Annotated in this window: 28 protein-coding genes; 10 read left to right on the top strand and 18 right to left on the bottom strand. The window is 37.5% G+C overall.

The window, feature by feature from the left end; genetic code table 11:
• Positions 1-22 precede the first annotated feature (22 nt).
• Complete coding sequence (locus NY607_RS05020; protein ID WP_259419261.1) at positions 23-1144, bottom strand: MDR/zinc-dependent alcohol dehydrogenase-like family protein; 1122 nt, start codon at positions 1142-1144, stop codon at positions 23-25.
• Between the two features lie 688 nt (positions 1145-1832).
• On the opposite strand from NY607_RS05020, the gene NY607_RS05025 reads away from it, so the two are divergent.
• On the top strand, positions 1833-2612 hold the full coding sequence (locus tag NY607_RS05025) for a DeoR/GlpR family DNA-binding transcription regulator (protein ID WP_259419262.1): 780 nt from the start codon (positions 1833-1835) through the stop codon (positions 2610-2612).
• A 17-nt stretch (positions 2613-2629) separates the two neighbouring features.
• Positions 2630-3397, top strand: a complete 768-nt coding sequence (locus tag NY607_RS05030) for a GolD/DthD family dehydrogenase (RefSeq protein WP_259419263.1) — start codon at positions 2630-2632, stop codon at positions 3395-3397.
• Between the two features lie 120 nt (positions 3398-3517).
• Here the strand turns inward: NY607_RS05030 and tkt are convergent, their stop codons facing one another.
• Positions 3518-5518 carry a transketolase gene (gene tkt, locus NY607_RS05035; RefSeq protein ID WP_259419264.1) on the bottom strand — a complete coding sequence of 667 codons (2001 nt, stop codon included), beginning with the start codon at positions 5516-5518 and terminating at the stop codon, positions 3518-3520.
• A gap of 127 nt (positions 5519-5645) precedes the next feature.
• Positions 5646-5879: a DUF896 domain-containing protein gene (locus tag NY607_RS05040; RefSeq protein WP_004232132.1), complete on the bottom strand. Its 234-nt coding sequence runs from the start codon at positions 5877-5879 to the stop codon at positions 5646-5648.
• 187 nt (positions 5880-6066) lie between these two features.
• On the opposite strand from NY607_RS05040, the gene NY607_RS05045 reads away from it, so the two are divergent.
• From NY607_RS05045 to def, 4 genes are all read left to right on the top strand, one after another.
• On the top strand, positions 6067-6600 hold the full coding sequence (locus NY607_RS05045) for a GNAT family N-acetyltransferase (RefSeq protein ID WP_259419265.1): 534 nt from the start codon (positions 6067-6069) through the stop codon (positions 6598-6600).
• 1 nt (position 6601) lies between these two features.
• Entirely contained in the window at positions 6602-7135 is a 534-nt protein-coding gene (locus NY607_RS05050; protein ID WP_259419266.1) for a DJ-1/PfpI family protein, read from the top strand.
• 279 nt (positions 7136-7414) lie between these two features.
• Complete coding sequence (locus tag NY607_RS05055) at positions 7415-7606, top strand: helix-turn-helix transcriptional regulator (RefSeq protein ID WP_066036592.1); 192 nt, start codon at positions 7415-7417, stop codon at positions 7604-7606.
• Positions 7599-8174 carry a peptide deformylase gene (gene def / locus NY607_RS05060; protein WP_259419267.1) on the top strand — a complete coding sequence of 192 codons (576 nt, stop codon included), beginning with the start codon at positions 7599-7601 and terminating at the stop codon, positions 8172-8174. Before NY607_RS05055 ends, def begins: the two co-directional genes overlap by 8 nt.
• 30 nt (positions 8175-8204) lie before the next feature.
• Here def and NY607_RS05065 read toward each other — a convergent pair whose 3' ends face one another.
• Positions 8205-8870 (bottom strand): YneB family resolvase-like protein, encoded by a 666-nt coding sequence (locus NY607_RS05065; RefSeq protein WP_004232122.1) that lies wholly within the window; start codon positions 8868-8870, stop codon positions 8205-8207.
• Entirely contained in the window at positions 8867-9181 is a 315-nt protein-coding gene (gene yneA / locus NY607_RS05070; protein ID WP_066036589.1) for a cell division suppressor protein YneA, read from the bottom strand. The genes NY607_RS05065 and yneA overlap by 4 nt, the downstream gene beginning before the upstream one ends.
• Positions 9182-9347: 166 nt before the next feature.
• Between yneA and lexA the strand changes: the two genes are divergently transcribed.
• The gene (lexA, locus tag NY607_RS05075) at positions 9348-9965 is read left to right on the top strand and encodes a transcriptional repressor LexA (RefSeq protein WP_004232118.1); all 618 of its coding nucleotides are present in this window, start codon (positions 9348-9350) and stop codon (positions 9963-9965) included.
• A gap of 106 nt (positions 9966-10071) precedes the next feature.
• Here lexA and NY607_RS05080 read toward each other — a convergent pair whose 3' ends face one another.
• The 11 genes from NY607_RS05080 to NY607_RS05130 form a co-directional block, all read right to left on the bottom strand.
• Complete coding sequence (locus NY607_RS05080) at positions 10072-10794, bottom strand: gamma-glutamyl-gamma-aminobutyrate hydrolase family protein (protein WP_237899801.1); 723 nt, start codon at positions 10792-10794, stop codon at positions 10072-10074.
• A gap of 33 nt (positions 10795-10827) precedes the next feature.
• Positions 10828-11580, bottom strand: coding sequence for a prepilin peptidase (locus NY607_RS05085; protein ID WP_237899799.1), 753 nt, complete (start codon positions 11578-11580; stop codon positions 10828-10830).
• Positions 11581-11646: 66 nt separating this feature from the next.
• Positions 11647-12339, bottom strand: coding sequence for a hypothetical protein (locus tag NY607_RS05090; RefSeq protein WP_259419268.1), 693 nt, complete (start codon positions 12337-12339; stop codon positions 11647-11649).
• Positions 12336-12929 carry a PilN domain-containing protein gene (locus NY607_RS05095; protein WP_131519507.1) on the bottom strand — a complete coding sequence of 198 codons (594 nt, stop codon included), beginning with the start codon at positions 12927-12929 and terminating at the stop codon, positions 12336-12338. Before NY607_RS05095 ends, NY607_RS05090 begins: the two co-directional genes overlap by 4 nt.
• Entirely contained in the window at positions 12929-13903 is a 975-nt protein-coding gene (pilM, locus tag NY607_RS05100) for a type IV pilus biogenesis protein PilM (RefSeq protein ID WP_131519506.1), read from the bottom strand. The genes NY607_RS05095 and pilM overlap by 1 nt, the downstream gene beginning before the upstream one ends.
• A 112-nt stretch (positions 13904-14015) precedes the next feature.
• Positions 14016-14477 carry a prepilin-type N-terminal cleavage/methylation domain-containing protein gene (locus NY607_RS05105; protein ID WP_259419269.1) on the bottom strand — a complete coding sequence of 154 codons (462 nt, stop codon included), beginning with the start codon at positions 14475-14477 and terminating at the stop codon, positions 14016-14018.
• A gap of 56 nt (positions 14478-14533) precedes the next feature.
• Entirely contained in the window at positions 14534-15010 is a 477-nt protein-coding gene (locus tag NY607_RS05110) for a prepilin-type N-terminal cleavage/methylation domain-containing protein (RefSeq protein ID WP_259419270.1), read from the bottom strand.
• A gap of 125 nt (positions 15011-15135) precedes the next feature.
• Positions 15136-16341 (bottom strand): type II secretion system F family protein, encoded by a 1206-nt coding sequence (locus NY607_RS05115; protein WP_036080216.1) that lies wholly within the window; start codon positions 16339-16341, stop codon positions 15136-15138.
• Positions 16338-17384: a type IV pilus twitching motility protein PilT gene (locus NY607_RS05120; protein WP_016991992.1), complete on the bottom strand. Its 1047-nt coding sequence runs from the start codon at positions 17382-17384 to the stop codon at positions 16338-16340. The genes NY607_RS05115 and NY607_RS05120 overlap by 4 nt, the downstream gene beginning before the upstream one ends.
• Before the next feature lie 10 nt (positions 17385-17394).
• The gene (locus NY607_RS05125) at positions 17395-19065 is read right to left on the bottom strand and encodes a GspE/PulE family protein (RefSeq protein ID WP_369823970.1); all 1671 of its coding nucleotides are present in this window, start codon (positions 19063-19065) and stop codon (positions 17395-17397) included.
• Positions 19066-19082: 17 nt separating this feature from the next.
• The gene (locus NY607_RS05130) at positions 19083-20411 is read right to left on the bottom strand and encodes a G5 domain-containing protein (RefSeq protein WP_259419271.1); all 1329 of its coding nucleotides are present in this window, start codon (positions 20409-20411) and stop codon (positions 19083-19085) included.
• Between the two features lie 537 nt (positions 20412-20948).
• On the opposite strand from NY607_RS05130, the gene NY607_RS05135 reads away from it, so the two are divergent.
• Genes NY607_RS05135 through NY607_RS05145 form a run of 3 tightly spaced genes read left to right on the top strand, consistent with a single transcriptional unit; the run spans position 20949 to position 23531 of the window.
• Positions 20949-21413, top strand: a complete 465-nt coding sequence (locus tag NY607_RS05135) for a type IV pilus modification PilV family protein (protein WP_259419272.1) — start codon at positions 20949-20951, stop codon at positions 21411-21413.
• A gap of 1 nt (position 21414) precedes the next feature.
• Positions 21415-21864: a PulJ/GspJ family protein gene (locus tag NY607_RS05140; RefSeq protein ID WP_131519501.1), complete on the top strand. Its 450-nt coding sequence runs from the start codon at positions 21415-21417 to the stop codon at positions 21862-21864.
• Positions 21864-23531, top strand: a complete 1668-nt coding sequence (locus NY607_RS05145) for a pilus assembly PilX N-terminal domain-containing protein (protein WP_259419273.1) — start codon at positions 21864-21866, stop codon at positions 23529-23531. The genes NY607_RS05140 and NY607_RS05145 overlap by 1 nt, the downstream gene beginning before the upstream one ends.
• Positions 23532-23716: 185 nt before the next feature.
• On the opposite strand, the gene NY607_RS05150 is transcribed toward NY607_RS05145, so the two are convergent.
• On the bottom strand, positions 23717-25804 hold the full coding sequence (locus NY607_RS05150; RefSeq protein WP_259419274.1) for an ABC transporter C-terminal domain-containing protein: 2088 nt from the start codon (positions 25802-25804) through the stop codon (positions 23717-23719).
• A gap of 81 nt (positions 25805-25885) precedes the next feature.
• Positions 25886-26137 carry a phage holin gene (locus NY607_RS05155; RefSeq protein WP_131519498.1) on the bottom strand — a complete coding sequence of 84 codons (252 nt, stop codon included), beginning with the start codon at positions 26135-26137 and terminating at the stop codon, positions 25886-25888.
• Positions 26138-26390: the final 253 nt, after the last annotated feature.

Below are 26390 nucleotides of genomic sequence, written 5' to 3' on the forward strand. Positions count from 1 at the left end.
CCCTTGTCTAGCGTTTATCGGCCTATAAATTTGGGTTTAGTACTACTTTTAATGATTCCCGTCCATTTTTCACTAGCTCAAACCCTTTTTCAAACTCTTCAAGAGGTAGCATATGTGTAACAACGCCCTCTGTTGGTAAATCTCCATTCATAATTCCTTTGATAACAGGCTCATAGCAGTACGGCCCTAAATGTGAACCTAATACATCCAACTCTTTACGGTCTGAAATAATAGACCAATCCACTGTTACTGGGTCTTTAAACACACTAAATTCAACGAAACGCCCTAATTTACGAATTAATTTTAAACCCTGCTCGACAGATTTTTGTGCACCTGTTGCTTCAATATATACATCACAACCATAGCCATCGGTTAATTCATCAATAATGCCATAAACATCATCTTTCGCAGGATTTAGTACTATATCTGCACCAAATTGTTTTGCTAATGCTAAACGATCCTCAAATAAATCAAGAACAATTAATTTTCCTGGACCTGATTTTTTTATCGCACCAATCATGCCAAGCCCTAATGTTCCAGCACCTGCTAATACAACAACATCTTCTAATTCAATTTGTGCACGTTGAACAGCATGATATGAACAGGCATATGGCTCAATAAGAATGGCTTTTTCAATTGGTAACTCATTTGGAACATGGTAATTAATACCCTCCTTTGTAAATTTCATATACTCAGCCATACCACCATTAACATTGTTTTGGAAACCATATAGATCATGCTTTTGACACATCCAATATTGACCACGCTTACAAAAGCGACATTTCTCACAAGGAACTATTTGTTCTGAAATTACACGATCACCGAGTTCAAAATCACCATCTACATTTTCACCAATTGCTACAATATGACCGATAAACTCATGACCAGGAATCATTGGTGCTTTAATGTATGCGGGCTGATCTTCATCGCCCCAAAAGCTTGGCGCACCGTCAAATGCTTTTACATCACCTGCACAAATGCCACATGCTTCTACCTTTATTAAAATTTCACCTTCCCCAATCTTTGGAACAGCTACTTCCTCTAAACGATAATCACCAGGTTCATAGGCAACAACTGCTTTCATTTTTGTTGGGATATTGTCAATAGATTTTGTCACTTTGTCTACTACTTGATTTGAACACATGTATTTCATCCTCCCATTATAAAAAAGCGTTTTCATTTTTCAGATTGTTTTTGTTTTTCTGTTTTTATCGTACCACCCAAACTTTCGAATTTCAATTTTTATTTTTATTTAATTTCGTTATCTATTTTTTACTTTCATTTCATTTATTTTTACGCTACTATGTAAAAGCAATATTTTTTCTGACTTTCTTAATTATCATATTGCTTGTAATTGTAATTTTCTAAATCCTATTGTTTTTACACTATCTAGGTATGATATGATAGTGAAAATAACGAAAAACAATAACAATATGCTCATCACTAAAAGATATGGTTGATATTTTTTTAAATAGTAATTAAAAGATAAGATCCTGGTCACAAAGGCGTTGCTACTATCGCATAGATATAATGTCATAGAACAACCTGATGTGCTTAGCGTGTGTTGCAAGCAAACACTTTCTTTTAGAGCCTTTACTTGTTCAGTGGCGTGGAGGGTACGACTTCAGCGGAAAGCGTCTCCCGCAACGGAAATGGACAAGGTTTTCGTATCATCTGTAAAATAAAGGCTAATCAACACACCTGAGTTCAAAGGAAACTTTACTCTATGTAAAAGAAGCAGCACTTACAAAGTATGCTAGCAGGGTGGCAGTCAACCCCACTTTATGGTGAAAAGCAAAAAATAATATTATAGAAAATTTATAGGTGATGTGATGAAAAAAATGTTTGCACAGGAACGTCAAAAAATAATTTTGGATAAATTAGTTCAACAGAATAGTATTACGATTAAGGAATTGGCTACTTCTTTAAATGTGTCGGAAGCTACTTTACGCACTGATTTAACAAAGCTTGAACAACAAAATCTGTTACGCCGAACGCATGGTGGTGCTATTTTAGTCGATACAGATGAACATGAAACAAGCTTTTCTACGCGTCAGCTCAAAAATAAAACTGAAAAAAATGCGATTGCACGTGCAGCTTTGCAAACGATTTCAGATAATCAATCTATCATGCTTGATGCCAGTTCAACTGCTTTGGAACTAGCCCACTGTTTAAAGGACTTTAATCATCGTCTAACAGTTGTGACAAGTGGCTTAAAAGTGGCAATGGAATTAAGTGATTCTCCTAATATTACTGTTATTTTAATCGGTGGAATCGTGAAGCAAGGTTCAAATTCATTAGAGGGAACACTTGGCGCAGAGATTTTAGATAAGATTCATGTAGATCGCTTATTTACATCTGCCAATGGTTTTAGTAAAGATGCAGGATTTACGGATTTTAGTGTTTATGAAGTTGAACTGAAAAAGCGCATGGTTCAAGCAGCTAAAAAAGTGACAGCCTTGCTCGATCATACAAAAATAAACCGTAGTTCTATTGCAGCCTTTGCCTCCATTGCAGATATTGATACATTCATTACAGATGAACCAGTTTCTGAAGACTATTTCGACCTTTTCCAAACGTATAATGTTGAACTGATTGTGGCAAAAAAATAACAAAAGGTGGGATTCACTTGAAGTTCAAAGGTTTTGATACAAATTTCGGCATTGAAAATAAAGTGGCAGTAATTACAGGCGGTGCAAACGGGATTGGCTATGCTATCGCTCAGCTATTTATTGAAAAAGGGGCATCTGTTGCACTTTTTGATTTAAAAGAAGATGTAGCAGCTATTGCAAAGGAGTTGCACCAGGAGCGAGCAATTGGTGTTCTATGTAATGTAACAGATAATGCAAGTATGGATGATGCCATCAAACAAGCCCATACTCATTATGGAAAAATTGATATTTTGGTAAACTGTGCAGGCATTGCTCTACTCGATGATGCTGAAAATATTTCTGATGACTATTGGCAAAAAACCATGGATATTAATGTAACAGGTACATTTAAAATGGCACAGAAGGTTGGCAATATTTTCATCGAACAAGGCACTGGAGGCAAAATTATTAACTTAGCCTCTCAAGCAGCCATTATTGCACTGGATAATCATGTTGCCTATTGTGCAAGTAAAGCGGCTGTGCTTGGTATTACACGTTCTCTTGCATTGGAGTGGGCACAATTTGATATTAACGTCAATGCAATTTCACCAACCGTTATTTTAACAGAGCTTGGAAAAAAAGCTTGGGCTGGTGAAGTGGGCGAACAAGCTATGAAAGAAATTCCACTTGGACGCTTCGGCTATCCAGAGGAAGTTGCAGCCATTGCTCTTTTCCTTGCATGTGATGCTTCCAATTTAATCACAGGTGAAAATATTGTGATTGATGGTGGAAATACCATTAAATAAAATTGCATAAAAAATACCTCTATCGTTAATTTAAATGAGGCAGTGGGAAGCTCGAATATATCGAGCTTCCCACTGCCTTTTTACTTTATAATGAAGATGTTTTTGCTTGTCTTCTTAATATTATTTGTTTAATGCTTTCACTTTTGCTACTACGTTTTCAACAGTGAAGCCGTATTTTTCCATTACTAATTCACCTGGAGCAGATGCACCGAACTTATCAATTGCTAGAACATCGCCTTCAAAGCCAGTATATTTATGCCAGCCGAAAGATGCCCCCATTTCAATTGCAAGACGTTTTGTAACAGCTTTTGGTAGAACAGATTCTTTGTAAGCGGCGTCTTGTTTTTCGAAGCGATCCATAGATGGCATAGAAACAACTGCTACATCTATACCGTCTGCTTTTAATGCTTTTTGTGCTTCGACAGCAAGCGAAACCTCAGAGCCTGTTGCAATTAAAATAGCATCTGCCACTTCTTTTGCAGCTGGAGACACTGTGTAAGCACCCTTTGCTACGCCCTCACGTACTGTTTCAATAGAAGCGTCAAGAACAGGTAAGTTTTGACGAGATAATACAAGAACAGTTGGTGTTTTTTCTGCTGCTACTGCAAGCTCCCACGCAACTGCTGATTCATTTGCATCCGCAGGGCGAATAACAGATAGGTTTGGCATTGCACGTAATGATGCAAGGTGTTCGATTGGTTCATGTGTTGGACCATCTTCCCCTACTGCAATCGAATCATGTGTGAATACATATGTTACAGGAAGACCCATTAATGCAGATAGACGAATTGCAGGACGAACGTAATCAGAGAATACGAAGAATGTACCACCGAATACATTTAAACCACCGTGAAGAGCCATTCCGTTCATAGCAGCACCCATTGCAAATTCACGAACACCGAACCAGATGTTACGTCCAGCATAGTCGTCTGCTGAGAAATCTCCTGCACCCTTCATCGTTGTTTTATTGGAGCCAGCAAGGTCAGCTGAACCACCAAAGAATGAAGGTGTTTTCTTCGCAATAGCATTAATTGCATCGCCTGAAGAAGAACGAGTTGCTACAGATTTACCAGCTTCATATACAGGTAACTCAGAAGCAAAGTCTTCTGGTAATTCACCATTCATCGCTTTCTCGAATTGAGCTGCTAACGCTGGGAATTCTTCTTTGTATGCAGCAAATTTTGCATTCCAAGCTTCCTCTGGTTGTGCGCCTTGCACTTCAGCAGCCGCATTAAATGTATCGTAAACTTCTGCAGGAATTTGGAATGGTTCATGTGCCCACTCATAGGCAGCCTTCGTTAAGACAACTTCATCTGTACCAAGTGGTGCACCGTGAGAATCTGCTTTACCAGATTTATTTGGAGAACCAAAACCAATCACTGTTTTCACTTCAATTAATGTTGGCTTGCCAGTAGATTTTTTGGCTTCTTCAATGGCTGCATTAATAGCATCTACATCTGTACCATCTGCCACTTTTAAATAATTCCAACCATAAGATTCAAAGCGTTTTTGAACGTTTTCTGAAAATGACTTTTCTAAGTCACCATCTAAAGAAATATCATTAGAATCGTAAAGTACGATTAATTTTTCAAGTTTTAAGTGACCAGCTAATGAAATCGCCTCTGCTGCTACACCTTCCATTAAGTCCCCATCGCCACATAACGCAAATGTGTAGTGGTCAACAATGTCATGACCTGGTTTATTGTAAGTAGCGGCTAAATGGCGCTCAGCCATTGCCATACCAACAGTCATAGCGATTCCTTGTCCAAGAGGACCAGTTGTTGCCTCTACCCCTACTGTATGACCATATTCAGGATGTCCTGGTGTTAATGAATCCCATTGGCGGAAGTTTTGAATTTCTTCCATTGGTAAACCATAGCCTCCAAGGTGAAGTAAGCTGTATAAAAGCATTGAACCATGACCTGCTGATAGTACAAAACGATCACGGTTAAACCATTTTGGATTTGCTGGATTATGGCGTAATTGTTTTGTCCAAAGCGTATAAGCCATTGGCGCTGCTCCCATTGGTAAACCTGGGTGACCAGAATTTGCTTTTTCAATAGCATCGATTGACAAAGTTCGGATAGCATTAATTGCTAAAAGATCCGCGTGTTGAGTCATTATATTGTGACATCCTTTCTCGTCCTATATATTGTTCTTTTACAGTTTAGTCAACATTGCTTTAGAAAACAATGCTTTTTGTTATACTATTTGCGTTTTCATACATACTTTATTGAATTGTGTCACATTAATTTAGAAATTTATTTTTTTGTGCTTGTTTTACCTTCTCAGGAGTTACATCATTTCCTTCTGCATCTACCACTTTAACGTTTTCAATCGTATCTCGCATAGTTGCTCTAAACGTATCTAAATACTCCTTGCGAAGCGCTGTTCGCTCCTTTGCTTCTTCCTCTGTTAATTGTCCGCTTTTTGCTTTAGCAGATAATTCATTAATTCGGTTAATTTTTTCCTTTGATAACATGGTTACACACCTTTCAGTACCTAGCTTAATGACCTCAGTATGCAAAGTATAGCATGGTTTCCCTTAAAATGCAGTTATACCAACCCTTAAAAACACTTCTTAGCCATTATTTACATGACTTCCAGAAGTTAGAGGTGTATAACTAATAATAAAAGGAAAAATTTGATAGATATTAGGAGGAGCTATCATGAACATCACAACACCTAGATTACTTATTCGAACATTTGAAGCCTCAGATTGGCAGGCCGTTTATAGCTATATGTCCGACAAAACGGTCATGCACTATATGCCAGAGGGTGTGTTGAATGAAGATCAGGTTCAAAATTTCATAACAGAGAATAGCAACGAGCAAGTAAAACATTTCGCCATTGTTTTACGTGAACAACAGCGAGTCATTGGTCATCTTGTTTTCCACAAATACTTTGGCGATCATACGTATGAAATTGGATGGGTTATGAATCCTGCCTATCATTATCATGGCTATGCTTCTGAAGCTGCTCAGGCCCTATTAGATCACGGCTTTAATAAAATGAAACTTCATCGAATTATTGCCACATGCCAGCCAGAAAATATCGCTTCTTACCGAGTCATGGAAAAAATCGGGATGCGCCAGGAAGGATTTTTTAAAAAATGCATACCTCATGGAGAGACTTGGTGGGATGAATACTATTACGCTATTTTAGAGGAAGAATGGAACGATTTAAAGGTAAGAGGTGTATGAAATGAAGAAAACTGCGGTGTTATTATACCCACAATTTAGTGAATATGAATTGAGTGTTGCTTTGTCCATATTAATGCAAGGCGGTAAACCCATCATCACACTAGGATCGAATACCAAACCTATCAGAGGAGAATCTGGTTTAAATTGTATAGCTGATTTATCCGTGAATGAAGTAGAGCTTGACGATATTGATAGTCTACTATTACCAGGCTGTATGGATATTTCTACATTACAACTTGAAGAGAGCTTACTAGATTTCATTCGCCATCTATCTGCAAAAGGAGGAATGATTGCCAGTATTTCTAGCTCCCCTTACCTCTTGGCAAAAGCAGGTGTCTTAAAAAACAAAAAATATACAGTAGGACTACCTTTTGATGGCATGAAGCAGTTAGGGTGCTTTGAGCTTCATAACTATTCAGATGAACTAGTGGTACAAGATGGAAATATCATTACAGCAAGAGGAAGAGGTTTTATTCCTTTCGGTATTTGTTTCGGGCATGCGTTAAAGCTAAATTTTGATGAAAATTGGTATTAAGTGATGATTTAAAACCCAAATGTCCAATTAATCGGGCATTTCATGTTGTTGAAAAAGATGATGTCATTAGTAGAATGAGAATTTTTAACAAGGCTGTGGGGTGATTTCCGTTCCGTCAGTGTGCTACAAGAAAGCAAGCAGCCTGCAATGGAAATCCATTTCTCCCCTTCAATTGACTGTTTTGTTTTTCACACCAAAAAATGTCCAATTAGTTGGATATTTTTTAATTCTTATCTTACGATATATGTCTAATACTTTGGACAAAATGGAGGGATAATTCTGAAGAACATCATCAAAATTTTAAGAAAAAAATTAGGCATAACACAAGCTGCTCTTGCAAAAGAGTGTGGAGTTGTGAGACAGACCATTAATAGTATTGAAAATGATAAATATGATCCGACCCTAGAATTAGCTTTTAAGATTGCTAAGGTTCTCAATAGCCGAATTGATGAGGTGTTTATCTATGACTAAATTTCACCCAAATTATATGATTACAATGAAGGACTTCGTGAAAGAACACTCAGCAATTTTAAGAAAACAAACTCAAGAAGTATCGATACCCGTGACCAATGAGGACCGAAATACCCTCCTAGCCATGCTACAATATCTGAAAAATAGCCAAAATCCAACGCTAGCAAAAAAATATAAGCTTCGCCCTGGGAGTGGGCTCTCTGCTAATCAAATTGGCGTAGATAAACGAATGTTTGTTGTACTCTTTGATGACCAAGAAATGATGCTGATTAACCCTAAAATAATGAGTCATTCCCTTAATATGATTTATCTACCGGAGGGAGAAGGCTGTCTATCTGTAAATCGACCTGTCCCTGGTTTTGTACCGAGATATGAGAGAATTAAAGTCAAAGCTTACGACATCGATGGACATGAAATCATTGTACAGTTACAGGGCTATGGGGCCATCGTTGTACAGCATGAAATCGATCATTTAAATGGCATCATGTTTTATGATCGAATAAATAAAGAGCACCCTTTCCAACTGCCTAATCATGTTATCATCGAAAGCTTTTCTTCGCTTCAGTAGTTTTTTACAGAAAAAAAATTAGCAGGAATATTATTTTCCTGCTAATCTTTCTTGGTGCTCTTGGAAACGACGATGTACAGTCGCCTTACTTACCTCAAAGCCTAACCCTCTAAGCGTTATAGAAATTTCTTCAAAGGTAAATCCACGTTTGCGGAGCTTCACAATTTCCTCTACAGGTAGATCTTTTCGCTCCTGCCCCTGCGGATTACCTCGGTTCGATAAATTATTTTCTGGACGATAGCCGTTTTCTACAGCACGTCGCATACCTCGTCGAATTTTAGCATTATGGATTCTACGCTGATACTCCTCTACAATCGCTAAAATTTCAAGCAGCATCGTATCCATTTCATTTAATTGAACTGGGCCTGCATCACGCATCGAAAAAACGTCAGTTGCTGACTTTTGTAATAAATGTAATACAGCCATCCTTGCATTGCCTCGTCCTAAACGAGTTTCATCTTGGACAAAAAGAGCATTAATGTTCTTATCTTTTATAAAATCAAGCATTTCTAGTAAGCCTTCACGTTCTACATCATAGCCACTATGTTGATCTTTAAACACGCCCTTCACCGCATAGCCTTGCTCTTTAGCATAGCGCAGCAACTCTTCCTGCTGGCGCTCTAATGAGGAGCTTTGTGTTTCTTTTTCAGTACTTACGCGACAATAGACAACAGCCGATAGTTGATTATTTATCATTGTTCATTTCTCGCAATTTCGATAGTATTGATGGGACTGGCTTGATCACTCACTACAGGAATAACTAGAGATTTTCCCGCTACAATTTTAATATCTGCTAGTTCATTTTCCGTTTTTACAAGCTTTATCCAATCATCAGTACTCATTTTACCACGATATTGCTCAGCTAACGACCACAAGCTATCTCCATGTTCAATTTGAATTTCTGCGTAACTAACTTTTCCTGGATCAGTAATGTAAAGGTATGCTGCAAATAGTAAACAAGCTCCTATTAAAATTGAGATATGTGTGTTTTTCTTCAACCATGTCATAATCATTACCCCTTTTTAAGAATGTTTGTTCGGAATGTATGTTCCCATAATAAAGCGAACAAACGTTTTTGTCAAACACTTTTCGAACCTATGTTTGCATACATGTTCGCATTCTGTTATACTATCAAATAAGAAGAATGATATTAGAAAAAAGAGGTGAGCACTCATGAAAAAAGTTTCGAAAAGACAAGAGGACATTTTAGCTTTCATTAAGGAAGAGGTACGAGCTAAAGGATATCCACCATCAGTACGTGAAATTGGTGAAGCAGTTGGACTTGCTTCCAGTTCAACTGTTCATGGACATTTAGCTCGATTAGAACAAAAAGGCTTTATTCGTCGAGATCCAACAAAGCCACGCGCAATTGAAATTTTAGAGCCTGAAGAATCCATTCAAAAGCAACAGGTGATCCATGTCCCACTTGTCGGGAAGGTTACAGCTGGTTCTCCAATTACAGCAATTGAAAATATTGAAGAATACTTCCCATTACCCGATACGTATGGCACAAGTGAAGATCAATTGTTCATGCTAGAAATCATGGGGGAATCAATGATTGAAGCTGGGATTTTAGATGGAGATTTAGTCATTGTCAAACAAAAGGCAACAGCTAATAATGGGGATATTGTTGTAGCTATGACAGCTGAGGATGAAGCAACTGTAAAACGTTTCTTTAAAGAGAAAAACCATTTCCGTTTACAGCCTGAAAATTCTTCTATGGAACCTATTATTGTCGATCAAGTTTCTATTTTAGGACAAGTTGTAGGTCTTTACAGACGTGTACATTAACGATTAAAGCAGGTTTTGAGGATTATGTTCCTTCTAAGAGCATGTATCCTCTTTTTTACGCAAAAAAGAATCCATATACGATTGGATTCTTTGTATAATGCCCCTTCTAAGCTTCCTTCTTAAATTTTAAGCTCGCTTCAATAAAGGCTGAAAATAGCTTTTGAGCACTCTCATCTCCTGCTATGGCTAGTTCCTCAGGATGCCACTGAACAGCTAAGCAAAATGGCATCTCCTCATGAACTACCGCTTCGATAATACCGTCGCTGGATTTTGCTGCTACTTTTAATTTTTCTGCTAACACATTCACCGCTTGATGATGAAATGAATTCACTGCAATCTTCTCTTGTTCAACGATAGTCGCTAATAGATTGTCAGCAATAACCTGAACAGAATGGGTAGCTACAGCTCGACCTGATTGCTGCATATGTTGAAGTAATTTAGTGCTAAAATGATCACTATCAATATCCTGATATAAAGTACCGCCTAAAGCAACATTTAATATTTGAATTCCTCGACAGATCCCGAAAATAGGCATCTTCCGTTGGAATGCGGCTTCAATTAATGCTAACTCGACCGTATCTCGCGCTGGATGAATTTTTCCAAGTTTTAATGAAGGCTCAGCCCCGAATAGAAATGGGTGCACATCATGACCACCAGATAATAATAAACCGTCCGTAAGGGCTAATATCTGTGCTGCCTCTTCTTCTACTCCCATTGGAATAATCAGTGGAATACCACCTGCTTCAATGATGCTTTTGCTGTAAGCGGCATTTAATCGAGAGGACAAATCATCTTCAACAAAGGCTGTAATACCAATAATAGGTTTCACTTGCTTCCCTCCACATTCTTGAAAATTGAACAATTACCAAAAGCCTAGATACCAATTGATTAATCGATCGCCATAGAAATAAACAATAACTGCGGCCAATGCAATAGATGGCCCAAACGGAATGGGTGTTTTTCTCCCCTGTTTGTTTTTCGATAACATGGTAATCCCGACAATCATACCAATCACTGCAGCTAAAAATAGCGTTAACAGTGTATCAATCGTACCCAGAACGAGACCAATTAAAAAGAATAATTTAATATCGCCTCCACCCATGCCACCGTTTGATAGCACAGCTATGATATATAATATGCCAAAACCAATCACTGCACCCACAAGAGAGTCCCACCACGGTGTTAATGGTGACAGCACTCGTCCAATAGCTAGCAAAGGTAAAAAGAATACTAACACCTTATCTGGAATTAGCATATAGGCCAAATCTGACACAACGATAATAACTAATAAGGAGATAAAAAGGAACGCTACTATCAATTCTATGCCCAAGCCTAGCTGCCAATAAGCAAAGGCAAATAATACACCTGTCATTAATTCTATGACTGGGTAAACCCAAGAAATTTTATTGCCACAACCCCGACATTTTCCTCCTAAAAATACATAAGACAAAACTGGTACTAAATCAAGCGCCGTTAGTCGTCTCTGGCATTTTGGACAATGTGAAGGAGGATGTACAATCGACTCCTTCTGTGGTACACGTAAGCCAACTACATTATAAAAAGAGCCAAAGACAAGTCCAAATAAAAAAATAAAGATCGTATAAGCCATTTCCAATTTTATGTCCTCCTAAACCAATAGGCGCCCATACAAATGAAGTATGGTGCGCCTATCAATAAAGTTTTATTGTTGTTCTTCGTAATAGAACGTCGTCACTTGCACTGTTGCCTTTAACGTAAGATCTGCATCTTTCTCAAGCTGTGCCTGCTCTCCTGGCAATTTAAATTCAATCTTATCGGTTTTCATGACACGCTCTAATTGTTCAACCTCCTGTAAAAAGCTTTCAAGCGAATTAAAATCAAGCGCACCCACCTCTAATATAAAAGTAATAAGCTTTAGATTAGTTGGTAAAGAGTCCTCCGAAAGAGATGCAATCGGTGTAGTACTCTCCTTGTTCTGCTGATCACCATTGACCTCTGCTTCAGCCTGCTCCAACATATTGAGATCATTCGATACATCAGAAGGTGTCACAGTGCCGTCTTCACCTTGAACCGTTAAAGACAGTATACGAGTTCCTGTCACCTCTTCAATCTCAGCTAAATCAAGAATAATCTTTTCAACGGCTCTTGTTGCAGGTAGCTTTTGTCTTAAGGCTAATATATTGATAGTAGGCTGTCCCTGCTCCTTGTCTAATTGTGCTAGTTGTTCTTTGACATTAGCTACTTCTTGCTGCACCTGCAATACATTACTCTCTTTTTCATTCACCTCATCCAATTTTGGTGACAGCAAATAATAATACAGCGCAAATAAAATAGCAGCTATCAACGCCAGTAACAAGATCATAGATGAATTTTTACTACTCGTTAATTTATTCATGAGCGTCGTCCTCCAGCTAAATACATAAAATCGATTGTTGCTGTGATGGACACTGAATATCGCGGTACTTCTTTAAATTTTTGTTGGGGTGTTAACGCCCTTTGTTCACCTAGCTCTATTTCAAAGTTTGAGACAGTGTTAATTTGAGCATCTGTAAAATAGCTACTCATTAAAAGTCGCTCCACATATTTCGATATATCTGTCATCGTTTCAAAATCCACTTCAATATTCACTGTGTTCTCTCCGAAAACGTAGCTACGTAAATAGGAATGAGTTGGTAATAAAGTTTTTGTTTCATCAATTAACGGTGTTACAGGATAAGAAACGCTTTGAATAAAAGTCACAGACTCTTCCAACGAACCCTGATCGACACTTTGTCGTGCGTCTAGCTCTTGCTGCAATTGATTAAGCTGTGTTGTTAATGCCTGTTCCTCTGCAGTCAATCGAGACAATTCACTTTTGGATGTAAAAAATAAAAAAAGTAAATAAGCTACAATAAGTCCCACAATGACAATCACCAAGCTATAAAAAAGCTTGGGAGAGGTTGTTCTTTTTTCAAGTTGTGGTAAGAGGTTTATATCTGGAACCATTAACGAACCTCCTTCAAAGCTAAGCCAAGCAACGTTGAAAATTCTCGCTTAAAGCGAGGAAACGATTTCTCAATTTTTTTCCCATCGACAACCCTCAGTGGTGGTTCTAAATTAGAAGCGAGTAAGTTCCCAATTGATTTCAATAGTGGGTTATCGCCAAGCATGATAATTTCATCCACTGTTTTTTCACCTTTATGTAAAGAAAACTTAAAGAAATTCATCATCCGATCAATCTCTAGAACCTGATCCATTACGACCATTTGATAATTCTCTGATTCGCCATTATAAATAAATTGATAGCTAAACTCATTCTCCTTCTTCCCCTGCCATTGCGTCATATCTACTTCAATGGTTTGATAGCGCAAAAACTCCACTTGGCCATTGGAAAAAATACTGATAGAGAGTTCATTAATCGACCATTCTGCTATTAAATATGTTTTATTAGGCATTAATAAGGACATGTGCTCTAATAAGCGTATATTACAAAGCGCACGAATATCGGCAGCTTCGGGTTCTAATGAAACATCTAACAGCATCCCTACTAGTTTCGTAATCTCTTCAGAAGGCGCAGCAAATAAGATAGCCTTGCCATCCTCGGCATCTGCATCATACACATCAATTAAAGGGTCCTGAAATGGTAAATGAATGGAATGTCCCAATTCCATTTCAGCATATCCTCTTAATTCCTGAGGCTTTACATCTTTAGGGTGCTCAAAGTTTTTTAATAGAACCGTCGTATCAGGGACAAACATGCGAACAGCCTGTTTTTTCCCTGTCCATTTCATTACTTGCTCTTTAATCACCTCAAAAAGAGCTACCTCGTCGATTATTGTCCCATTTTCAACGATTCCAGCTGCTAAAGGGTATTCATAGCCCTGCCACTGATTAGGCTCTGGTCCTTTCGCCACAATCGCACGTAGCACATAATCCTTCAGTTCAATCGAAACATGCGACTTTCTTTTTCTCTTAAACATGTGAAAAGACCCCCTTATCCTATTCAGTATAAATGATTTTTTCAATTAGTCATCCATTTCCCAGCCAGAAACGCAAGAAAATTTGCGTTTCTGAGTGAGTGGGGAGGACTGATTAACCCTCGTCACCTGTTTCATTATTATCTTCAGATCCCTTGCCACCAGCTTTTACTAATTTTTGATTAATCTCTTTTTCTGTTGCTTGTTTATCTGTAACTTTAAATTCTGTTAACTTAATTTGCTCTAATCTAGGATAAGTAATTACCCAACCAGTATCTTTTTTTAATTCAACAACAGTACCATCTAAATCTATTCCATCCACGTACGGTTCTAAAGCTTTTTTCTCACATGTATCATTTTCACATGCCCCATCAATATAAGCAATCTTTGCCCCCGCTAGAATATTTGATGCTTCTGCTAAAATCGCACGGTCCTTGGACTTATTAATAATATTACCAATTGCAGGTACAGCGATTGCTGCGATAATTGCTAGGATAACAATTACAGCTAATAGTTCAACTAATGTTAAACCTTTCTCATTTTTCAATAGTTTTTTATTTTTCCATTTTTTTAACATAATGAAATCCTCCTTAATAGTTTTATATGAAGTGTGTGTACACGCGCTTCTGAACATTATGGCGAAGCTGCACAATCTCGCCCAATACATTTGCCACCAGTTCCCTTGCTGCCCTTACGAATATCGTCTGCAATATGCTGTAAGGTGGCATTATCAAAATTAATATATTTGCCATTGCTGTAATAAATCGCATGTGCATTGAAATAGTAGGTGCCCTCGATAAATTGGACATTGGCATTCTGACCTTCTTTATCTGCCTCTAATATTTTGCCTGCACTGTCTAAATAACCATCAGATACTAATTTTCCCACCTCAACCATCTGCCATTGATCGGCGGTTGGATGCTCCATAAAATAGAACTGCGCGGCATGAATGACATTGATAGCATCTGCCTTTAATGCCTTATAACGTGAATTATCAATGACATTACTTATAGCTGGAATTGCAATGGCAGCAACGATAGCTAGAATAACAATGACTGCCAATAACTCGACTAATGTCAAGCCCTTTTCGTTCATTACCCTCATTTCCATGTCCAGTCTCTCCTTTAATACTTAACCATGAAGATACCTACTTGCCGCTTCCTTTTGTTAGCAAATCTAAGTAGATATTTCCCATTAAGCGGAACAAAAGGGCATCCATATCAATATTGTAAACATTACATATTTTCATATAGTTGGAACATTGGTAAGAATATAGCCGCAACGATCACTCCTACAACTAGAGCCAGTACCACAATCATTAAAGGCTCAATGAGTGACTTCATGGTATCGACAGCACGGTTTACTTCCTCTTCATAAAAATCAGCGATCTTTTCAAGCATGTAATCCAAGGAGCCTGTTTTCTCACCAATTGAGGTCATTTGTGTAACGAGTGGTGGAAATAGCCAGCTTTTTTCAAGTGGCTCTGATAATGTGCCACCCTTTTCTAAATTATCGCGCGCTTCCAGTACTACTTTCCCCATTACAGGATTACCACCAACCTTTTCGACAATCGTTAGGGCTTGTAAGATTGGTACGGAGCTGCTAAAGAGTGTTGACAAGGTTCTTGTCATTCTCGCGATAATATCCTTTTGCAAAAGCTGTCCAAAGATTGGCATACGCAGTAAAAATACATTGACGGCATAATGAAACTCTTTATTATTTTTATAGAAATAGTGTAGACCCACTACTAATACCAATAGCCCTAAAATCACAAGGTACCAAAACTGAATGAGCCAATCACTAATACCCACTACAATGACCGTTATTAACGGCATTTCCAAATTCATTTCCTTAAATGCATCCATAAAGGTTGGCACAATGAACACCATTAAAAACATACCAACCACTAGTGTTAAAAGCGATAAAATCGCTGGATAGGTCATCGCAGATTGAATTTTTTTCTTAATGTTGTATTGCTTCTCAAGTGTGCTTGCAAGACGATCTAATGTATCGTCGACATTCCCTGTAGCCTCACCAGCACGCATCATATTGACAAATAGCAATGGGAACACTTTGGGGTGTTTGCCTGCTGCATCTGAAAATGCCATACCATTTCGAATATCCTCTTCAACCTGCATTAATGCTCGCTTTAGTGGTTTACTCCGTGTTTGCTCACCCAAAATATGGGTTGCTTCAACGACAGGAACGCCCGCACGAATTAATGTCGCATATTGCCGACAATAAATAACAAATTCCTGGTGCTTCACTTTTGTCCCAAAAGCAATATCTTTATGTAAAATGCTATTTGATTCTTGAAGTTCTCTTGCATTAATTCCTTGTGCTCGAAGCTTTTCCATGGCCACCTTTTTATTCGGTGCCTCGATAATGCCCTTTTTAGGTGCTCCTGTTTTGGTACGACCACTATAACGAAATATCGTCAACTATAATCACCAGCGTTCATATATGGTCTTGCATCCTCTAGTGAAATCTTACCTGTCGTAATTAGGTGCTGCATCGAATATTCCAATGTGTGCATACCCAAAGCTTTACTTGTCTGCATCACACTTGGAATTTGGTGAATTTTTTCGTTACGAATTAAATTTGAAATAGCAGGTGCCTGTACTAAAATTTCTGTCGCAGCAATACGCCCTTTTACATCCTTACGTACAAATAAACGCTGAGAAACAATCCCTTGTAGTACATTCGCAAGCTGCACACGAATTTGACTCTGCTGATGCGGTGGAAATACATCGATAATACGGTCGATCGTCGTTGGTGCACTACTTGTATGCAGTGTAGCCATAACTAAATGCCCTGTTTCAGCAGCCGTAATAGCCGTTGAAATGGTTTCATAATCTCGCATCTCCCCAACTAAAATAATATCTGGATCCTGACGTAATGATGCACGTAAACCATTGGCAAAGCTCATTGTATCGACACCAATTTCCCGTTGATTGATGACAGACTTCTTATGTGTATGCAAATATTCAATTGGATCCTCTAACGTAATAATATGTTTAGATCTTGTTTCATTGATATGATCTATCATGGCTGCCAAGGTAGTTGATTTCCCTGAGCCTGTTGGGCCTGTCACTAATATTAAGCCTTGTGGTTTTTCTGCAAGCTTATATAACACCTGTGGCATATTGAGCGCTTCAATAGAAGGAATTTTAGCCTCAATTAAACGAGCTGCAATCGTTACTTCATTTCGTTGATGGTATGCATTGACACGGAATCGACATTTCCCAGGCAATGAAAAGTTAAAGTCCGTTTCTCCCTTGTCCTCAAATTCCTGTTGTTTATGGACAGGAAGAATGACCTTTACCATTTCCTTTAAATCCTCTGTTTCAAGTGGGACTGTGCCGTAATGCTCCAGTTGCCCATGGATACGATATACCGGTGGAATACCTTTCGTTAAATGAAGGTCAGATGCTTTTTCTTCAAATGCACGTGTTAATAATTCAACGATTGAATATGCTGTCATTTTTTCACCCCTAGTCTGCACTTGCAACACGTAATATTTCTGATGTGGTTGTTTGGCCTGCTACAACCTTTTGTAATCCATCCACTAATAGGGTATGGTAGCCTTTTTCTTTCATATAATCACGGAGGACGCGATCACCAACACGATTTAAAATCATATCCTTTATTTGGCGATCAACAGGGAGGATTTCATGAATCGCCATCCGTCCTCTGTAGCCTGTTTGATTGCAGGCAGGACATCCACGCCCTTTTTTACCATGTGTTACGCCTTCCACCCCATTTTCCTCAAGTATTTCAAGCTCACGAGAAGTGAATATATATGGTTCAGCACAATCACGACAAACTTTTCGTACAAGACGTTGCGCCATGATTCCTACCAGGGAAGAGGATAATAAAAATGGCTCGATCCCCATATCATGGAGCCGTGAGATAGATTCGATGGCACTATTAGTATGCAGTGTACTTAATACTAAATGGCCTGTTAGTGAAGCACGTATAGCAATTTGAGCTGTTTCAAGATCCCGAATTTCCCCTACCATTACAATGTCGGGGTCCTGTCGTAAAATCGATCGTAACCCTACCGCAAATGTTAAGCCGACTTCTTCTTTTACTTGAATCTGATTGATACCATCTAACTGATATTCCACTGGGTCCTCAACCGTAATAATATTGACGCCTTCTTCATTTAAATGAGAAAGTGCTGCATATAACGTAGAGGACTTACCTGAGCCTGTTGGACCAGTAATTAGCATCATACCGTTTGGATGGGCTATCATTTTCCTGAATAGTGCTTCATTACTTGCACTAAAGCCTAATTTATCAATATCATTGGCTGAATTGGTTAAATCTAAAATACGCATCACTACCTTTTCACCATAGACTGTTGGTAGTGTCGCTAAACGGATATCGACAGGTCTAAAATTAACATTAGTTTTAATACGTCCATCCTGAGGAATACGATTTTCTGTAATATTTAAATTACCCATAATTTTAATACGAGCCAATACGACATTTTGCATGTGCTTTGGCAAGGATCGCTCAGTACGTAGCACACCATCAACTCGATAGCGGACACGTAGTTCTGTTTCTTGTGGATCAAAATGGATATCACTTGCGCGCTGTGCGACACCATTGGCTATAATTTGATTCACTAAACGAACAATAGGTGAATCCTCATTCTCGATTTCCTCTTGTGTTTCCGTACTAGTAGCAGCCAAATCCAACATGGCCGCATCCATTGATTCCTGTAAATCATAGTACTTTGTTATCGTCCGATATAAATCATCTTTTGCCGCAATACTTGTCTCGATTTGACAGCCTGTTGTCATACGAACTTCCTCAATGGCGAAATAATCCATCGGGTCTTCCATTGCAATAAATAATTTATTTTTTTCTTTGCGAATCGGCATAATATTTGTCCGCTTCGCCAGCTCCGCGGGAATAAGCTGTAATAATTCGGGACTAATAGAAAACTGATTCAGGCTGATATGAGGGATACCAAGCTGGAATTCTAAGACTTCAATAAGCTGCTGCTCTGTTAAGAAATTTTCTTTGATAAGGAAATCTCCAAGCTTCTCATTTTTCATCTTAGTCGTTAATGCGTACTCAAGCTGGTCAGCAGTAATAACACCTGATTCAACCAGTAAATCCCCTAAACGTTTACGCCCTGGCTTCATTGCCATAAACATACCTCCAATCGTTATGGACTTGTTTGTACAAAATTACCACCCTTATCATAGTAGCCATAGACAATTTCTGGTCCTTCTTGCTTTGTTTCCTCTGGTTTTGAAGGTTTCACATCAGGCAAGCCATTACCATCTAAATCCACTTCTAAATCAGGATCTGATGCAGCAGCCCCTACGTTCTGAGTAGGCGTTGTGTTAATAACAGGCTCCTGCGAAGAACGCGTAACAATTCGATTTTGAGGTACATAATAATCTCTACTAATGAATTGTTCTTCTGTTGCTCCGTTCTCTACAATGGAACGATAAACTTCCACTCTTGAACCCTCTTTCCCCTCTTGCTCCACTCGTTCTTGTCCAGCCTTTAACTCCTCCGAATAGCGATAAATAATGCGTGGCTTTACAATTTTATCCTTGCTAACACGTACTGTAATGTCCTTGTCTTTCGCGGCTGCAAAAACTTCTATCTTTAATTGATTACCCTCTATAGATGCTTTCAGTTTACCGAGCTGCTCAGACCGATTAATAAATTGTAAGTCTTTTCCTAAAGCTGCATTGATATCTGCCTCAATTCCCTGTTGCAAATAGCTTGGATTTATTTCCTGAGAGTGTCTTTCTAAAATTTCGTAATCCGTTTGAAGAATAACACTATATAGCATTGATGCCACAAAATCTAAACCTGCATCATTGACAACCCCAGCCTGTTCACCTAAAAGTGTAAGCAACGAGATGGATTGATTTGGAACTAGATGGACATCATTTAATAACGGAATGATTTTTGCTACTCCTTGACTATTTGCTGGTAGCTCGGCAATCTGAAAGGCAATCCTTTCCCCGGTTTGCATGGAATCTTCATTGATAACGGCTTCAACCTTATGCTCCTTCAAATAGCTGGCCTGTAAGATTAGTTTCTGGAGTGTTTTATCTGTATCCCAAACACCTGCTTCATTTATTTGCTGCGTAATCGCTTCATTGACGGTAACAGGAATGGGAATATGAACTACTTTTTCTTTTTGCCAAAAAGCATACCAAGGCTTTTTTGTCAGCATTTCGTACTGAGCAATAGCTGCTGATGGATCAAAAACAAATTGTTTCGAGTCAATGGCTTTGGCTATACCCTCACTAACAATTTCCATTTCAGCATCTTGCCATTCTGAAATTGCATTTTGTAGCGTAGTTGCCAAATCTGCGGTTTTCACATCGTAGATCTCAATACCTCCAATGGTTGAAGATTCAGGACCTTCTTTAGCAAAAACTGTGTCATTTAGCACAAATGATGGAACAAAAAATCCCACAATTAGAACAATTACCAAAAACAAGCTAATTATTTTTATGTATGTTTTCATCCACATCATCCTTTATTTAACTTAGTGTTTTTTCTATTTATATACAAATAATACTACAACTACGGTATTCTGGCACTACTAAAATGCAACTTTGTTCCGATTTTGACTAGATATTTCACATGAAAATTCAAAAATAATTCAACAATTAGTCACAAAGAACTATACATAACCTTAAATTCCTTTCGATACATAGTTTGAATTTGTTATAATAGCCTTAATCAACTATTATAATGCATTATATTTTGAACTTACTTACATAATAAGAAATTTTTATTTTATAATAAATTGAAGATAACTATATCTTTAGCATTAAAAATAATTATGATATTCAGGAGGTTTTACACACCTTATATGATATTTATTTTTATGAACACCAAATGATGAAAGATTTATTAGTCTTCAAACGGCTGAATAAAGCATTGCTCTGAGAAGTCCTCATTATATAGGTATGTGCAAAGAAATCAATAAAATAAAATTGGATACTCAAAACAGATCAAACTATTGATATATCAGTAGTTGTATAGGGAGGGAATTGATTTGATAAAACATCTTAAAAACAATCATGGCATGACGTTGATCGAAGTTGTTGCCGCCCTTTTAATAATAGGCATTGTGTTAATTTCATTTTTCGGCTTACTCGTTCAGTCAAATAAAACAACACATAAGTCAAATGATATTATGGATGCTACTTATGCGGCACAAAAAAAAATGGAGGAGATTTATAATTTGTCTAGCGGTGCTGATTCTTATGATGATTTAACAGGGGGCTATACATTGGATGAAGAAAGCACTAGAACGTCCTTGTCTTCTTTACCTACTAATCAAGTGTATAAATATCTACCACATGAAGAAGATCGTTATACTTACTATTTAACATTAGAAACATTTCCTGAAGATGACACTTATAAAAATGCGATTTATGTGCATCTAAAAGTTATTGAAAACAGCACAAACAGCACAGCCACTATGGAAAATGTGTATATACTAGGGGGGGCAAAATAAAATGAAATGGCTTCGAAATAGCAAAGGTCTTACATTATTCGAAGTGCTTACAGTCGTTGTTATTCTTGCCATCGTATCCATGCTGAGTATTAGTATTGTAACATCTGCTACAAAGCAACAACTTGAGCAAAGTACACATAATCGTGATATTAAGGATATATCCTTTGCATTAAAAGTAATTACGCAGGATTTTCGGAAGAGTGATGACCTCGATTCAGAAAAAGATGAAACAACCGACCCTCCGACAGAACTACACACATTATTGTTAGGTGATGAAATTATATCAACTTATAGATTAGAAAATAATCAAATTATTCGAAATTCAAACGGCAAGGATGAAGTCATTGCATATAGAATATCATCATTTACGATCAGTGGAGGCGCTATTGAAATTATAAGTGAAGATGGTCAAACAGTTACAACAGATATTACTCAAAGGAGAGGAAATTAATGAGTAAACAAATTAAAAATCAACGAGGTTCAGCTCTTGCGCTTGCGTTATTTTTAGTTGTGATTATCTCAATCCTTGGTATTTCTTTACTCAGTGTCTCTTCAAACAGTCTAAAACAAGTAGACTATGAGCGAAAAGATCAGGCGGTTTTTTATATTGCTGAGGCGGGGGTTAATTTAGCTAAAGAGGAAGTAAAATTTAAATTAAGAAAAATTGAAGATGACGCAATTCAAGAAATGACGAGCTGGATTACTGAACAAAATATTTATCGCAAAGCTAATAAATTACCAAAATTATCAAAGCAAATGGCAATGGAGCATTATGTAAATGAAGTTCTAAAAAAAGAATTTGATAAAGCAATTGATAATGGAGATTTTTCTGACACATCGTTTACTATCTCTCCAGGTAAAATAGCATCTGTTAATCTACAACCGACAAGTGTAGATTTTAAAGTCAAAATCATTTCATCTGGGACAATTGATTCTACTAGGGAGCGTGTAGTTGATCAAGAAATAAAACTTAGACCTTCCCTATATATTAAATTAGATGAGGATGATGAGGAGGAAGATGGCGACGAAATTGGTACTATACCTGGAGGTTGGGAAAATCATACCGTTCTGACATCTGGAGATATTGTATTTAATAGTAGTGGTGAAATTCATGGAGACACATCTTTAAGGTACGGGAATGTTATTTTTAATAACTATTCTGGAAAAATCCTTACTGAAGATGGTTCAATTGGTGGAAATATTAATATGGATAGTACAAAACAGTCCATTACAACTAAAAATCAACAACAAAAGAATGAGTGGCATTACCCTAAAGCCATATTACCACCACTTGCCATTGACCCAAAAAGCTTTTTACCGAATGATTATTGGAAAAGTACATCAGATAAAACAAATCAATTATCTGAGCTTTATCCATTACAAAAATATACGATAACCAAAAGTGGAAATAAAATAGATTTAGTGTCTAATGGTGTATTATCAACAAGAGAGGGGCAGCCATTCGCTTGGCTAAGAACTGATGTAACATTTAATTTAACAGAAGACACTCATTTAAAAGCTATTGAAATTTACAGTAATAGAACAATTACTATTAATGTAGATAAGGAAGTAAATTTATTAGTAGATGATTTTGATATGAATTATGGCACAATAAATGTCACAGGGAATGGGAAGTTGAATTTATATGTAAAAAAATTCACTGCTCTTAACTCTACTACTGGATTTAACGCAAATACAGCAGACCCTTCAAAAGTTAATTTCTATTACGTAGGCTCATCACAATTCACCTTAAATGGTTCGACACCATTTTATGCAACATTATTTAACCAAAGTGCTAATATGTCATTGGGTGGGAGCTCTAAAGTATATGGTAATATTATTTCTGGAGGAAGTAAAATCACTGTTTCTGGAAGTACACCTACTACAGGTCAATATGTTATTGCACCTAATGCTGAGTTAATTATAGATGGGAGCGCTTCTATTAGAGGTTCCGTTATAGCTGACTCTATAAATTTCACTGGTAATGGTAGAATTTACAAAGGTTCTAATTTACCTCCCCTGCCACCAGGTGTAGGGCCATCGGATGATTTCGAAGAATTACCTAACCCTGATGGTGGAAGATTACCTCTTGAAGAAGGCTCTATTATAGAAAGTTAATAACTACAAAGAAATAAACAATGCGAAACCTAATGATTTTCTAAACAAATGAAACAGCCAAGGAGAAATGCAACTCTCATTTGGCTGTTTTATCATCTTTCCTTTTAACATCGTTACAATAAAAGGTATACGCTTTGGTATTTTGTATTTAATGAGTACCTTTTACTAGCAATTATATCTTTATTCTATTCATTTTTCCTCAACAACCTACCCGACAATAGCATTCCAATACCACCAATGGTAATAAATAGAACAGCTCTAATCAGTAAATCAAGGGCAGATAAGTCAAAGAAAATTAGCTTAATAAATGCGATAACTAAAATAATAAAGCCTGTTGTGCGCAATGTTTTTAAATGATGTGTGGAACTAATCCATAGTGAAACACTAGCAGTTAAGAATAATGTAATAGTTGTAAGGGCGATACTTAGCTTCCAATCAAGAGCGTTGTTAAATGTAAACTGATGGATCAGCCCCCATATCGAAATCATCGTGAGCACAATCCCCGTACTTACAATGGCGTCCACATATTTCCCCAGACGGTCCTCGTACAATCGATAAATAATTCCTTTTACAAGCACATCAGCGACAATCGCTACAACCACTGCTAAATAAATTAATCTAGTGATAGTGTTTAAGCTTTCCAACATTGACACCCTAGTACTAATCATCAAGGAGACTAGAAGGAAAAATGCACCAAGTACTGGCGTTAAAGCACGTCCTTTGTAAGTTTCCTCTACAAATAAAGAACCAGTAAATAAGACAGCTAGTACGATACACACCATATATGGAATGTCATTTGCGGCTGTAAAGTATACGGCATCTAGCTTGCTAATATAGGCTAAGAAATAGCCAGCTGTGACCACTGCTAAAATATCGATTACATACAAATCCTTCATGACCTTTTCAAAAGGTGAGAGTGCCTCTTTAGGACGTCTTGCATATAAATAAATAATGATGAAATAGATGATTGGCATAAATAAGCTTAAATGATCGATGCTGAAAAATGGACTTGGTTCATGGAAAACAAAGTTTAGTGTAAATGTCATCACAAGGGAAAGTGAAGTAACGACCTTCATCATACTTGCACGTATTCGTAAGCTCATCATCACGCCTGCAAATGCAATCAAAGGATACAATAAATCATCCACTTTATTCGGAATATTCAATAGAAGTATCATATTACAGAAGGTGATAAACACAAGTGTCACAGCACTATCCAGTACCTCCTGCCATTTTTGACGATAGCTATAAAACGCTACAGCGCCAAATAAAGCCATTAAAATGAGGAGTAGCATTTCTCCATTTTCAAGAGAACGAATGATTAGGTTCAGCAGTAATAAACTAAATGAGCCTAAAGAAAATTGGAGTCCAATGTGAAGTGGCTTCCATTTGGATTGTGCGTTATACAGTAAACACCATATTGCATAAAGGATTGCTAGAATCACAAGTAAGCCAAGTGCAAAAACTACTTGCTGATCACTATTCATAAATGCTATAACACTCACTGCTAGCACTGAAAAGAATGTGGCGATATAAAGGGCTAGCTTTTGCTTGTGCTGGTAAATCACTAATTGCAATGCAGCAAACAATACGACCACAAATAATAAAATAATGACAGCACTAAAATCCATATATTCTAGTAAGTAAGGTAGTAATAATGATGTAAAGGCAACAAAAACAGTTAGTGCTTCATTTTTCTTCAAATAGCTAATGGCAATACCATAGCCAATATAAAGCAGCGTAATGCCTAGTGCTGGAATAAGACCAATGATTTCATATAATATGGCACTCGCTGCGGTTGTTAAAATACCAACAATAAATGCCCCACCATATAAAGAAATCGTTATAGCTGATGAGCCTACTTTCCTACGCTCTAGTACATAGGCTATAACCGCCAATCCCACCGATAGTACATAGGCAAGGATGATTTTCACGCCATCCGATAAATAGCCATAGTCACTGACAAGTTTTAGACCCCAAAGTACGCCCATTACTAAAATAACCATGAATACTTTTGGAAGTGCCCACATAACACGTTCCTCCATCGATGGCTGTGGTTGCACTTCTTTTTCCGCTACTTTAGTCGGGATAGGCTTCGACTCCAGTACTGGTTTTGGTTTAATTGGTTCTGATTGCTTGATCATCGACTGTCTGGCATCAAGAGTATTAATTTTTTCAGCTCTTTGCGAACCTTTTAATACTGACAACTCCTGACGTAAATCTGCCATTTCCTCCTCAAGCTTTGCAATTCTGCGCTCCAATTCAAGGGACATTCAATCATCCTCCCCACTTTATCAATTTTCTAACATTATAACATATTTATCCTTATTGTAAAATTACACTTTTTGTTCATTTTATCTCGGTCTCCGATACATTAAGGCACGTTCACTATCACTAGTACCCCGTGTGGTTGGATCGACAATGACCCCCATTAACACAAGAATGGATAAGACTGTATTTAAAATAGATGATATTTGCTCACTCATCACCCCTGTAAAATCATAGCCAAAAATTGCAGCCACTTGTTGTGCGAGTAAGAGCAGCAATGAAAATAGCCCTAGTAGAAATGGAATATGTTGAAGACGAACCTTCCAATTAATTCTCATAAAAGCTCACCTCCCCCCCTCTTGCCACAGTATATGCATAGTGGTTATGTGACACATATGCAAAAATGGAATTCTCGCCAAGTTACTAGGATTTTTTGATAATATTTTGTGATGCAAACTATTTTCAAACATAGAAAGTGAAGGAAGCTTTTTCATGAATAACATGTTCATCTATTTAGTTTACTTAGAGCCCTCTCAAAAATGAGAAGGTTTTTTTATGTAAAAATTTTTGTGCATTTTTTCCCAAGTCATT

The sequence above is a fragment of the Lysinibacillus sp. A4 genome, assembly GCF_024919535.1.
Taxonomy (GTDB): Bacteria; Bacillota; Bacilli; order Bacillales_A; family Planococcaceae; genus Lysinibacillus; species Lysinibacillus capsici.

Excerpts from the sequence above, each read along its gene's own strand:
- NY607_RS05020 (WP_259419261.1), bottom strand. The coding sequence starts at position 1,144 with ATGTGTTCAAATCAAGTAGTAGACAAAGTGACAAAATCTATTGACAAT.
- NY607_RS05025 (WP_259419262.1), top strand. The coding sequence starts at position 1,833 with ATGAAAAAAATGTTTGCACAGGAACGTCAAAAAATAATTTTGGATAAA.
- tkt (WP_259419264.1), bottom strand. The coding sequence starts at position 5,518 with ATGACTCAACACGCGGATCTTTTAGCAATTAATGCTATCCGAACTTTG.
- NY607_RS05040 (WP_004232132.1), bottom strand. The coding sequence starts at position 5,879 with ATGTTATCAAAGGAAAAAATTAACCGAATTAATGAATTATCTGCTAAA.
- NY607_RS05045 (WP_259419265.1), top strand. The coding sequence starts at position 6,067 with ATGAACATCACAACACCTAGATTACTTATTCGAACATTTGAAGCCTCA.
- NY607_RS05050 (WP_259419266.1), top strand. The coding sequence starts at position 6,602 with ATGAAGAAAACTGCGGTGTTATTATACCCACAATTTAGTGAATATGAA.
- def (WP_259419267.1), top strand. The coding sequence starts at position 7,599 with ATGACTAAATTTCACCCAAATTATATGATTACAATGAAGGACTTCGTG.
- NY607_RS05065 (WP_004232122.1), bottom strand. The coding sequence starts at position 8,870 with ATGATAAATAATCAACTATCGGCTGTTGTCTATTGTCGCGTAAGTACT.
- yneA (WP_066036589.1), bottom strand. The coding sequence starts at position 9,181 with ATGACATGGTTGAAGAAAAACACACATATCTCAATTTTAATAGGAGCT.
- lexA (WP_004232118.1), top strand. The coding sequence starts at position 9,348 with ATGAAAAAAGTTTCGAAAAGACAAGAGGACATTTTAGCTTTCATTAAG.
- NY607_RS05090 (WP_259419268.1), bottom strand. The coding sequence starts at position 12,339 with ATGAATAAATTAACGAGTAGTAAAAATTCATCTATGATCTTGTTACTG.
- NY607_RS05095 (WP_131519507.1), bottom strand. The coding sequence starts at position 12,929 with ATGGTTCCAGATATAAACCTCTTACCACAACTTGAAAAAAGAACAACC.
- pilM (WP_131519506.1), bottom strand. The coding sequence starts at position 13,903 with ATGTTTAAGAGAAAAAGAAAGTCGCATGTTTCGATTGAACTGAAGGAT.
- NY607_RS05105 (WP_259419269.1), bottom strand. The coding sequence starts at position 14,477 with ATGTTAAAAAAATGGAAAAATAAAAAACTATTGAAAAATGAGAAAGGT.
- NY607_RS05110 (WP_259419270.1), bottom strand. The coding sequence starts at position 15,010 with ATGGAAATGAGGGTAATGAACGAAAAGGGCTTGACATTAGTCGAGTTA.
- NY607_RS05120 (WP_016991992.1), bottom strand. The coding sequence starts at position 17,384 with ATGACAGCATATTCAATCGTTGAATTATTAACACGTGCATTTGAAGAA.
- NY607_RS05125 (WP_369823970.1), bottom strand. The coding sequence starts at position 19,065 with ATGGCAATGAAGCCAGGGCGTAAACGTTTAGGGGATTTACTGGTTGAA.
- NY607_RS05130 (WP_259419271.1), bottom strand. The coding sequence starts at position 20,411 with ATGAAAACATACATAAAAATAATTAGCTTGTTTTTGGTAATTGTTCTA.
- NY607_RS05140 (WP_131519501.1), top strand. The coding sequence starts at position 21,415 with ATGAAATGGCTTCGAAATAGCAAAGGTCTTACATTATTCGAAGTGCTT.
- NY607_RS05145 (WP_259419273.1), top strand. The coding sequence starts at position 21,864 with ATGAGTAAACAAATTAAAAATCAACGAGGTTCAGCTCTTGCGCTTGCG.
- NY607_RS05150 (WP_259419274.1), bottom strand. The coding sequence starts at position 25,804 with ATGTCCCTTGAATTGGAGCGCAGAATTGCAAAGCTTGAGGAGGAAATG.
- NY607_RS05155 (WP_131519498.1), bottom strand. The coding sequence starts at position 26,137 with ATGAGAATTAATTGGAAGGTTCGTCTTCAACATATTCCATTTCTACTA.